Genomic DNA, 10714 nt, shown 5'->3' with positions numbered 1-10714 from the left:
GCGTAGGCGCCGATTACCACCTCATGGCCGGCGCGGCATTTCGACTTCGCCCAGCTTTCGGTACGGCCGGATTGATAGGGTGCATCCGCTTGTTTGGAGATGATGCCTTCCAGCGAGAGCTTGCATGCAGACCGGAGAACTGCATCGCCGCCAGTCTCGAAATGCTCGACGAACCGGATGCGCGGATCGCTGCCGGCGTCGGACAGAAGGCTTTGAAGCCGCGCCTTGCGCGCAACGAGCGGCAGAGATCGCAAATCCTCGCCTCCCTCATAGAGTAGATCGAAGGCGAAATAGGCGAGTTCGCTGGTCTTGCCTTCCGAAAGGGCGGCCTGCAGGGCCGCGAAATCCGGAGCGCCACTACCGTCGAGGGCGCAGATCTCGCCGTCGATGATCGCATCGGGCAATGTCGATGCCGCCTCGGCGATCTCGGGATATTTGGCCGTCCAGTCGAGCCCTTTCCTGGTCTTCAGCGTCGCCTCACCATCCAGCACGCGCATCTGCATCCGGTAACCGTCGAACTTGATCTCGTGAATCCAGCCGGTGCCTGCCGGAGGGCGTTCCAAGGTCTGGCAGAGCTGCGGCGCGATGAAATCCGGCAGATCGACCTTTGTGGCCGGGTTTGATTTCCGACTGCCTCCGGCGTCCTCTTTTCGCTCTTCGGCAGCCAGTCCGTGATTACTGTCCCAGACGGCATCAGCCTGAACGTCGCCATCCTCGACCATGAAAGGCTTGGGCTTTCGTCCTTTGCCGGCGGCAATCATTTCCATGGTTCGGCCGGAGGCAACGGAGGTGTCGTTTTCCTCGAGGATCGCATCGCCATTCTCCTCGACCGAAAACTCGTCGTGGTGTTTGATCAGCAGCCAGTTCGTGCGCTTGCCACGGTCGCGATCGTTGCGCATCCGCACCAGCACGAAGCTGCCGTGCAGGCGTTTGCCTTCCAGCGTAAACTTGAAATCGCCTTTTGCCAGCGCCTGCTCCGGGCTCTTCTTTCCTTCCGGTTCCCAATAGCCCCGATCCCACAGCATCACCGTGCCACCGCCATACTGTCCTTTCGGAATGGTGCCTTCGAAGTCACCGTAGTCCAGCGGGTGATCCTCCACCTCGACGGCCAGCCGCTTGTCGTGCGGGTCGAGGGATGGCCCTTTTGTGACAGCCCAGGACTTGAAGACGCCATCCAGCTCGAGTCTCAGATCGTAGTGCAGCCGGGTGGCATCATGTTTCTGGATGACGAAGCGACGGCGGTTGCTGCGCGCCAGGCGCTTTTCACCGCTCGGCTCGGCCGTTTTTTGAAAATCGCGCTTCGATCGATAAGTCGATAGTTTGTCGCTGGCCATGGTCGCTCCAGAAAACAGCCCCGACAGCGAAATGCCGGCTGGCCGCTCGAAGTTCCATCAGGGTGCTCCTCCAGCCGTCAGCGGATAAAACGGCTGGGATAGACGAGAAAAAATTTCTCCGCCTCGCCGCATCATTCTCTTGCTTGAAACGTTAATTGCTACCACCGGGATGCAAACATGCGCGCTGATCAATGGCTATCTCTTCTCATCATCGCGCTGATGATGGGCGCGTTCCTGTGGGGTCGTTATCGATACGATATAGTCGCCGTGAGCTCCCTTCTCGCTGCAATCATTGTCGGCATCGTCCCTGCCAAGAATGCTTTTTCCGGTTTTTCGGATGACATTGTTATCATCGTTGGCAGCGCGCTCATCGTTAGTGCGGCGATATCCAGATCGGGGATCATGGACGTCGCCTTGCGCAGATTTTCTCCCGAACGACGCGGGCCACGGATGCAGCTGATCATTCTGGTTGCCATTGTCGCAGCCCTGTCGGCTTTCATCAAAAACATTGGCGCGCTGGCGATTATGATCCCGGTCGCTGTGCAAATGGCCCGGAAATCACGCGTATCACCGTCGATGTTCCTGATGCCGATGTCTTTCGCCTCTCTGCTCGGAGGGCTTATGACGCAGATCGGCACGTCGCCAAACATCATCGTTTCCCGGGTGCGCGAGGAGATCACCGGGCAGCCGTTCATGATGTTTGACTATACGCCTGTCGGCCTGGCGCTCTCGGTCGCCGGCGTTGTCTTTCTGGCGCTGTTCTACAAGCTGCTGCCTGAAAGATCACGGGTCGAAACGTCGATGGATGAGGCGGTGGCGATCAAAAACTATACGACCGAGGCCAAGGTCACCACGCCATCAGCGGCGATCGGGCGGTCCGTCAGCTGGCTGCAGAAGCCAGCGGGCGGCGATGCGATGGTGACTGCGATTATCGGTGGCAACGGCCAAAGACGAACGCCCCTTCCCGACACGGTGCTCAAGGATGGCGACCTTCTTATTATCGAGGGGGAGCAGAGCGCCCTCGACAAGATCGTCAGTGAAGCCAAGCTTCAACTGTCCGACCGTAAACACCAGCCTGAGACACGCCAAGACATCAGTTCTGTTGAAGCTATCGTTGGCGAACATTCCCGATTGATCGGCGTCAGCGCAAAAGACGTTTCTCTCTTCCACAATACCGGGCTCAACCTTCTTGCCGTCAGCCGCCGCGACAGGCGCTTCACCGAGCGCCTGGGCGAGATTAAGATCCGCAATGGCGACGTCGTGGTCTTGCAGGGCGACTTGCAGAAACTACCGGATCTTCTACGCGAATGGGGATGTTTGCCGCTGGTCGAACGAAATATGAAGCTCGGCAACGCCCGCAATGGCTTGATCCCCGTCATTATCCTGATGGCAACTATGGGGGCGACAGCCTTCGGGGGCATTCCCGTCGCGACAGCGTTTTTCGCCGCCGCTTTTCTGATGGTGGTCACCGGATCCGTTCCTTTGCGGGAAGTTTATCAGCATCTCGATGCGCCCATTCTGATCATGCTGGCCGCTCTCATTCCGATCAGCGACTCGCTCAGGACCACAGGAACCACCGACATCATCGCGGACCTCCTCTCGCGAACCGCCGAAATGCTCCCGCCCTTCGGTGCTTTGGCTCTCATCCTGATTGCGGCCATGGCCGTAACCCCGTTTTTGAACAACGCAGCGACGGTTCTGGTCATGGCCCCGATCGCCGCGACCTTTGCCGAGAAGCTGGGCTTTAGACCCGATGCTTTTCTGATGGCGGTGGCAATTGGAGCCGGCTGTGACTTCCTCACGCCCATCGGACACCAGTGCAACACGCTCGTGATGGGACCGGGCGGATATCGATTTGGTGACTACGCCCGATTGGGTCTGCCGCTCTCGCTCATTGTGGTGGTCGTCAGTGTGCCAATCCTGCTATTGGTCTGGCCGATCTGATTGCAACCGACACCGGGCATTGCGGCGACCGATAAAAAAGTTTCGAAGCAGAGATGTGTTCCTCACGCGGCGACGTCGGGAATAGGCAAACCCAGGATCTCGGCATGCTTGCAAAGCTTCTGCCAAGCTGCATCGCCGACCGGCACACCCTCTTCCAACGCCGAGCGGCGCTTTCGTGCGGCGCTGTCGCCCGGCATGCGAACGGGGCCATTGTTCCAGGGCGCCGGAGGATTGCTGCGGCATGCAGAGGCGAGAAAGTCAGACTGCGCCGTAAAGGCATCCAGCCCGGCAAAAAAGGCGGGATCGATGACCTGAAGGAAAGCGCTTTGCGAAAAGACACCCGACGGCGTGTTGGCCCGTCCCTTGCCGGAAAGCCCCTGCCCCAGCAATTCGACGATCAGCCCGAGCCCAAAACCCTTGTGACCCTTCAACTGGCCGCCGAGAGGCATCATTGTCCCGCCCCGTTCGGTCACTTCGCGCGGCTCATCGGTCGGCTCGCCTGCGGCGGTGAGAGCCCAGGCCTCAGGAAATTTCTTGCCGGCCTTCGCCAGGTTTTGCGTCATGGTCGTGGTGGTGATCGAGGCCGAGACATCGATCAGGATCGGATCCCTGGACGTCGGGAAGCCGGCCGCCATCGGGTTTGGCGTCAGAAGCGGCTTCGTGCCGCCATAGGGCGCAACGCGGCTTGCAGCGGGATGCGAGACCGACAGCTGCACGATGAGGCCCCGGTCGGTCACCTGCCGCATGAAGGCCGAAAGAGCGCAGGTATGATGGCAGTTGCGGATCGCGGCGGTGACGACGCCATGATCGCTTACGCGTTCGCAGGCTTGCTCGATCGCCTTGGTCAGCAGCCATGCGCCTGGGAGGGATTTGCCGTCCCAAACAAAGGCTGCGCCGCGGTCATTGACGACCTCATAGCTGCCGGACTTCGCCAGGGAACCGTCCTCCAACGCCTCGACATACCAGTTCAAAAGGCTGACGCCATGGGTTTCGTGGCCGATCATGTCGCCTTCCACCAGGACGGCGGCAGTCGTTTCGGCCTTGTCGGGCTCCATGCCGGCGCGGGTCAATATCTGCTCGGCGAATTGGGTCAGGGCAATGCGGTCAATCAGCGGCATAGGCATATCTCGCTCACGTCATGGAAAGCACGGGCCGCTTTTAGCGGGCGGCCCATGCTTAAGTGCGGCGTACCGACTTACTTGAAGCGGATCTGCGACAGCTGCAGTTCGGAATTCGTCGCGATCGTCGGCTTGAAGTCGAGACGCGGCGAGACGCGGGTGAAACCGACCATGTGAAACATCGGGATGTCCGCGATGATTTCGGTGTTCACCTTGGCGAACAGCTCCTTCCAGAGTTTTGTGCGCTCGTCGCCGGTGGCAGACGTCGCCTTGGCGATCAGCGCGTCGACGGCGGGATCGCGAACCATGGAGTGGGAGCCGTCGGTCGCATATTTCACGAATGCGGTGAAGACGGGATCGCCGGTCGCATTGTCGTGCTGCGACTGGGTCAGCGTCGGACCGGAATCGGCGACGAAGGGTGCAACGAAGTAGCCGTTCCACACGGAAACGTCATACATGTCGAGCTTTACGTTCAACCCGACTTCCTGAAGCATTGCCATCATCGCTTCCATCGCCTCGGTGGCATTGGGATATTGCCCATTGCGGCCGATGACGCGGATCTCGCGATCGACCGGCACGCCGTCCGCTTTCGCTGCTGCGACCAGTTCCTTGGCTTTTTCGGGATCATAGGGCCAGGCGGGAATATCGGCATTGTAGCCGATCGTGGTCGGCACGACGAGCTGTGTCGCGATCTTCGCCTGTTCGGGGAACAGCGTTCCGAGCATCGCCTGACGATCAATAGCGAGGTTCATCGCTTCACGGATGCGCCGGTCGTTAAGGGGTGCTGCGCGCGTATCGATGCGCAGCGATGTCGTCTCCGAATTCGGATAGGCGAAATCCGTTTCCTTGTTGGTGGCATCCTGCACGGATACGGCCGGAACGATATCGGCTTCGCCGGCATCGACCATGGCGGCAGCAACGGCGCTATCGGAGCGGAACAGATAGGTCGCCTGTTCCACCTGCGGCTTTTCACCCCAATATTCCGGATTGCGTTTCAGCACGATCGACTGGCCGATTTCCCATTTGTCGAACGTATAGGGGCCGGTACCAATCGGCTTGCGGGTGAATTCGTCTGCTGGCGTCGTCTCGGCCGATTCCACGGCCATCACGGTCATCAGAAGCGGAAGAATCGGTTGCGCCGGTTTTGTCGTAATCCGGATCGTGTTGGCATCCGGGGTTTCGAAGCTGAACTCGGTGCCGCCGAAATATTTGCCGCCGGTCTCACAGCTGAGCTTCTTGTTCTTGTTGCGCTCGATGGTGAACTGGACATCTTTGGCGGTGAACGGCTTGCCATCGTGCCATTTGACATTCGGGCGCAGCTTGAACTCCCAGGTGTCGTCGTCGATCTTCGACCATTCCGTCGCCAGGCGGGGCTTGAGGCCGCCATTGACGTAGTCGAATTCCACCAGCATCTCGTTGACGTTTTCAGAAATGACCCGGCCGACGTCCTGGCGGGCAGCCATACAGGGCTCGACGACATCGACGGTTTCAGCAAGCACAATAGTGACGTTGCTCTTGGCATCCTGCGCCTGAGCCGAGCCGAAGCTCAGCGCGAGCACCGATGTTGAAAAGCAGGCAGCTAACAAGTGCAGTTTCATTTCGTTCTCCTCCCATGCGCCTTTGGCGCTCCTCACAGTGAATCTGCGTCCCGTTTCCGGTGCTCCGGCATCTATCTCCTCATAATTCCACAAAGCACAAGTGCACTAATATACTAGTTAGCGACGGCCTTCAACCCAGGCGCTCCGAAGCACGGAGCCCTCAACCGTGTCTGGAACCCTTCATTTTTACTGGGCCGAAGCAATCAGTTCGCGCATCATCTCGACTTCCTCGTCGGTGAGATCCGTCAGCGGCGCCCGCACTGGTCCCGCCTCAAAGCCGCGCAATCGCACGCCTGCCTTGACCGCGGAGACCGCATAACCGGCTTTGCGATCGCGAATGCGGGCAAAGGGATAGTAGAAATCGCGCAGCATCTGTTCACAGGCCGCGTCGTCGCCGGCAAGGAATGCCTTGTGGAATTTCAATGCCGTTTCAGGCACGAAATTGAAGACCGCGGAGGAATAGGTCGGCATGCCGGCTCCGCGATAGGCCTGGGCAAACAGTTCGTGTGTCGGCATGCCGCCGATATAGGAAAGGCGGTCGCCGAGCGCGAGCGTGACACGGCGCACCGTATCGATGTCACCGGTTCCATCCTTGAAGCCGATCAGATTTGGGCATTCGTCGGCAAGCTGAGCAAGCTGCTCGGCCGAAACCCGCGCCTGGCCACGATTATAAACGATAACGCCCATATTGGTGGCCTTGCAAACGGCCCGTACACGCGCGGCAATGCCATCTGCCGGCGCCTCGGTCAGGTAATGCGGCAGCAGAAGAATGCCGTCGCCACCGGCCGCCTCGATCTCGCGCGCCATGTCACAGGCAATCCGCGTGCCGTAGCCGCATCCGGCAATAACCGGCGCGTCGCCGGATACGGCGCGGGCGGCCTTTACCACCTCGACCACCTCGCCCGGCGTCAGCGAGAACAGCTCACCGGTGCCGCCGGCAACGATCAGGCCGGCAACGGGATAGGATGACAGCCATTCCAGATGCGCTGAAAACGGCTTGGCGGCAAACCGGTCCTCGGCATCGAAAGGCGTGACGGGAAAAGACAGCAGGCCGTTGCGAATGATCTCGCGAAGTTCCGTCGGGGCAATCAATTTGGTACTCCTCGGTTTCAGTTGCGCAGGTCTTGCGGCAACAGGTCGGCGGGGAAATTCTGATAGGCGACGGGGCGCAAAAACCTGCGGATCGACATGGTCCCGACGCTGGTCGCTCCGAAGTTGGTCGAGGCCGGATAGGGTCCGCCATGCACCATGGAATCGACAACCTCTACGCCGGTTGGGAAGCCATTGACCAGCAATCTGCCTGCCTTCCGTTCGAGGATTGGCAGCAGGTCGCGGGCAAAGCCCAGATCGGCGTCGTCCATATGGATCGTTGCCGTCAGCTGTCCCTGAAAGCTTTCGGCAAGGGTGAGCATTTTTTCAGGCGAGCCGACGCGCACGACGAGGCCGAGAGGACCGAATACTTCTTCGCTGAGCGAGTGATCGGCAAGCCAGGCCGAGCCGTTGGTCTCGAACAGGTTCGGCGTTGCTTCGCGGCCGGCGCTCTGTGCCGCGAGAACCGGCGCGACGGCATTGCTTGTCCGCATGCGCTCGACACCTTCGTGATAGGCCGTGGCGATGCCTTTGGTCAGCATCGTCTGCGGCGCCACCTTTTCAAGAGCCGCCTTGGCGGCACTGGTGAACTTGTCGGCCTCCGGCCCGTCGACGATGACGGCGATACCGGGTTTGGTGCAGAACTGGCCGGCACCAAGCGTCAGGGAACCGGCCCAGCCTGAACCGATCGCCTCCGCCCGGGCAGCGGTAGCGGCCGGCAGCAGGAACATCGGATTAACGCTGCCGAGTTCCCCGAAAAAGGGGATCGGCTCAGGGCGCTGGGCGCAAAGGTCAAAGAGCGCCCTTCCGCCGGCAAGCGAGCCGGTAAAGCCAACGGCTTTGATGGCCGGATGCGTCACCAGCGCCGTTCCGACATCACGGCGCCCCCCTTGGATCAGGCTGAAGACGCCGGCCGGCATTCCGGTGCGCTCGATAGCGGCTGCAATTGCCTCGGCAATGATCTCACCTGTGCCGGGATGGGCTGAATGTCCCTTCACCACGACCGGGCAGCCCGCCGCAAGCGCGGCTGCCGTATCGCCGCCGGCCGTCGAGAATGCCAGCGGAAAATTCGAAGCGCCGAAGACGGCGACGGGGCCGATCGGCCGTTGCACCAGACGGATCTCGGGCCGCGGCGCCGGTTGCCGGTCGGGTTGCGCCGCGTCGATGCGCGCGTCGAGATGCGCGCCCTTGCGGATATGGTCGGCAAACAGTTTGAGTTGGCCGGTGGTGCGACCGCGTTCGCCGTTGAGCCGGCCCTCCGGGAGCCCGGTTTCCTGCGTTCCGATGAGGGTGACGGCCTCGCCGCGCTTGTCGATCTCCTCGGCGATTGCCTCGAGGAAAATGGCGCGCTCCTCGCGTGTCGTTGCCGCAAATGCTGCAAAAGCAGCTTCGGCGGCGCGGCAGGCGCGGTCGACCAGTTCCGTTGTGCCGACAGCGAAGTCATGTGCCTGCCCATGCGCCGGCTCGGACCGAAATGTCGTCGTTCCGGCAATCCACTCGCCGGCGATGAAATGCCTGCCTGAAGGGGTCCAGCTCATTGTTATTCTCCTCGGCGGAGCTTCGCTCCGTCCTGATGCGTGAAGTGTTGTTCAAGATGCGCCGCCTTAGCGGCCATTCACCTTCCGCCATTCGGCAAAGAGCGTCAGATTGCTTTCGTCGGTGGCCGGGTAAAGGCCAATGATCGTGTGACCTTGCTTGACGCGTTCTGTCACGAAATCCTCGTAAGCAGTCATCTCCACTGCTTCATCGGCGATCTCGTCGGCGATCTCGGCAGGGATGACGATCACGCTGTCGTCGTCGCCAACCATGATGTCGCCCGGGAAGACCGCAACATCGCCACAGCCTATCGGCACATTGATGTCGATTGCCTCGTGCAGCGTCAGGTTCGTCGGGCTGGAGGGACGGTGGTGATAGGCGGGGATATCAAGGCCACCGATCGTCATGGCGTCCCGGAAGCCGCCATCGGTGACGACGCCGGCTCCGCCGCGCATCATCAGGCGGGTAATCAGGATGTCGCCGGCAGAGGCTGCGCGCGGATCCTTGCGGCTGTCCATCACCAGAACAGCGCCGTCCGGGCAAGTCTCGATCGCAAGCCGTTGCGGATGTTTCGGGTTCCGAAAGACGTTCATCGCGTTGCGGTCCTCGCGCGCCGGCATGTAGCGCAGCGTGAAGGCCGGTCCGACCATATTGCGGCCCTTCGGCTGGACCGGCCGAACATCCTGGATCGTCTGGTTTCTCAGGCCGCGCTTGAACAGGGCCGAGCAGAGCGTCGCGACGGAGACACCCATCAGTTTTTCACGGGTTGCCGGGTTCATACTTCCTCCTCCTCGTTCTCATTCAGGCGCCGAAGCTGCGGGTTTCCACAGTCCAGTCACGAGCCTTGCCTGTCAGGCTGCAGCCGAGTCCAGGACGAGCCGGCACGATCATCCGGCCGTCCTTGATGTCGAGTTGTTCGTTAAACAGTGGCGCCAGCCAATCGAAATGCTCGACCCACGGCTCATGCGCATAGGCGGCCGCCAGGTGCAGATGGATTTCCATTGCGAAATGCGGGGCCAGGCGCATGCGTTTCGCCTCGGCGTGCGTGCAGATGCGCAGAAAGGGCGTGATGCCGCCGACACGCGGCGCATCCGGCTGAATGAAGTCGACCGCATCGGCCCGGATCAGCGCCATGTGCTCGTCGGCGCTTGCCAGCATTTCGCCGGTGGCGATCGGCGTGGCAAGTTCCCGCGCCAGTGCCGCATGGCCCTCGGCGTCATAGGCATCGAGCGGCTCTTCGATCCATTCGAGGTTGAGCGGCTCGACCAGCCGGCCGAAGCGCAAGGCCGTCGTGCGGTCCCATTGCTGGTTTGCATCGACCATCAGCGGGACACGGCCATCGATATGGCTGGTCACCGCATCAAGCCGGCGAAGGTCGATCATCGGGTCCGGCTGTCCGACCTTGATCTTGATGCCGCCGATACCGGAAGCGATCGAGTGGTCGATGGCATCGCGGATTTCCTCGACGCTCGATGACAGGAAGCCGCCGGAGGTGTTATAGCAGGCGACACTGTCGCGATGGGCGCCAAGCAGTTTTGCAAGCGGCAGGCCGGCGCGTTTCGCCTTCAGGTCCCAGAGGCAGATGTCGATGGCGGCGATTGCCTGCGTTGCGATGCCAGAGCGGCCGACCGAGGCTCCGGCCCAGCAGAGCTTGTCCCAAATGCGTGCGGTGTCGTTGGGGTCTTCGCCGATCAGGTTGTCGGCAAGCTCGCAGGCATGTGCATAAAGGGCAGGTCCGCCTGCCCGCTTCGAGTAACTGAAGCCAAGCCCACTATGGCCAGCCTCGGAGACGATCTCGCAAAACAGAAAAGCCACCTGGGTCAGCGGCTTCTGGCGGCCCGTCAAAACCTTGGCATCGCTGATCGGCCGCGCCAAAGGCAGGTAAACGAGCGACAGGGTGACCGATCGGATGGCGTCCAGCTTGGACGGACCGGCAGCGAAGCCAGCCTTGGGGGGCTGTGCGGGAATCGTACGTCGATCGGGATCAAACATCGTCGTGCCTCAGTTGATAGCCGGTTCCGGCGTCTTGCCACCGAATTGCGTGGTCAGGAAATCAAAGTCGCAGCCTTTGTCGGCCTGCTCGATATGGCCGGAG

The 10714-nt window shown here is 61.0% G+C and carries 8 protein-coding genes; 1 reads left to right on the top strand and 7 read right to left on the bottom strand.

Annotation, left to right across the window (positions count from 1 at the left end):
- Nucleotides 1-1334 (bottom strand): DNA polymerase ligase N-terminal domain-containing protein (locus tag FY112_RS38045; protein ID WP_281408496.1); only part of this gene is annotated, 1334 nt, incomplete at its 3' end.
- A 177-nt stretch (nt 1335-1511) separates the two neighbouring features.
- Here FY112_RS38045 and FY112_RS26665 point away from each other — a divergent pair.
- Nucleotides 1512-3278: an SLC13 family permease gene (locus FY112_RS26665; RefSeq protein ID WP_131620692.1), complete on the top strand. Its 1767-nt coding sequence runs from the start codon at nt 1512-1514 to the stop codon at nt 3276-3278.
- A 62-nt stretch (nt 3279-3340) separates the two neighbouring features.
- Here the strand turns inward: FY112_RS26665 and FY112_RS26660 are convergent, their stop codons facing one another.
- The 6 genes from FY112_RS26660 to FY112_RS26635 form a co-directional block, all read right to left on the bottom strand.
- Nucleotides 3341-4402: an Ldh family oxidoreductase gene (locus tag FY112_RS26660; protein ID WP_131643513.1), complete on the bottom strand. Its 1062-nt coding sequence runs from the start codon at nt 4400-4402 to the stop codon at nt 3341-3343.
- 71 nt (nt 4403-4473) lie between these two features.
- On the bottom strand, nt 4474-5994 hold the full coding sequence (locus tag FY112_RS26655; protein WP_131620694.1) for an ABC transporter substrate-binding protein: 1521 nt from the start codon (nt 5992-5994) through the stop codon (nt 4474-4476).
- A 186-nt stretch (nt 5995-6180) separates the two neighbouring features.
- Entirely contained in the window at nt 6181-7086 is a 906-nt protein-coding gene (locus FY112_RS26650; RefSeq protein WP_151519670.1) for a 5-dehydro-4-deoxyglucarate dehydratase, read from the bottom strand.
- A 17-nt stretch (nt 7087-7103) separates the two neighbouring features.
- Complete coding sequence (locus tag FY112_RS26645) at nt 7104-8621, bottom strand: aldehyde dehydrogenase (NADP(+)) (RefSeq protein WP_151519669.1); 1518 nt, start codon at nt 8619-8621, stop codon at nt 7104-7106.
- Nucleotides 8622-8687: 66 nt separating this feature from the next.
- Nucleotides 8688-9398, bottom strand: coding sequence for a ribonuclease activity regulator RraA (locus FY112_RS26640; RefSeq protein WP_017956481.1), 711 nt, complete (start codon nt 9396-9398; stop codon nt 8688-8690).
- 22 nt (nt 9399-9420) lie between these two features.
- Entirely contained in the window at nt 9421-10611 is a 1191-nt protein-coding gene (locus tag FY112_RS26635; protein ID WP_027664337.1) for a mandelate racemase/muconate lactonizing enzyme family protein, read from the bottom strand.
- Nucleotides 10612-10714 lie beyond the last annotated feature (103 nt).

This window comes from Rhizobium sp. PEPV16, assembly GCF_008919455.1.
In the GTDB taxonomy this organism is placed as follows: Bacteria; Pseudomonadota; Alphaproteobacteria; order Rhizobiales; family Rhizobiaceae; genus Rhizobium; species Rhizobium leguminosarum_Q.
This window is presented reverse-complemented; position numbering and strand designations above follow the sequence as displayed.

What these genes read in the sequence shown, in the direction of transcription:
- FY112_RS26665 (WP_131620692.1), top strand. Translation starts at nt 1,512, where the DNA reads ATGCGCGCTGATCAATGGCTATCTCTTCTCATCATCGCGCTGATGATG.
- FY112_RS26660 (WP_131643513.1), bottom strand. Translation starts at nt 4,402, where the DNA reads ATGCCTATGCCGCTGATTGACCGCATTGCCCTGACCCAATTCGCCGAG.
- FY112_RS26655 (WP_131620694.1), bottom strand. Translation starts at nt 5,994, where the DNA reads ATGAAACTGCACTTGTTAGCTGCCTGCTTTTCAACATCGGTGCTCGCG.
- FY112_RS26645 (WP_151519669.1), bottom strand. Translation starts at nt 8,621, where the DNA reads ATGAGCTGGACCCCTTCAGGCAGGCATTTCATCGCCGGCGAGTGGATT.
- FY112_RS26640 (WP_017956481.1), bottom strand. Translation starts at nt 9,398, where the DNA reads ATGAACCCGGCAACCCGTGAAAAACTGATGGGTGTCTCCGTCGCGACG.
- FY112_RS26635 (WP_027664337.1), bottom strand. Translation starts at nt 10,611, where the DNA reads ATGTTTGATCCCGATCGACGTACGATTCCCGCACAGCCCCCCAAGGCT.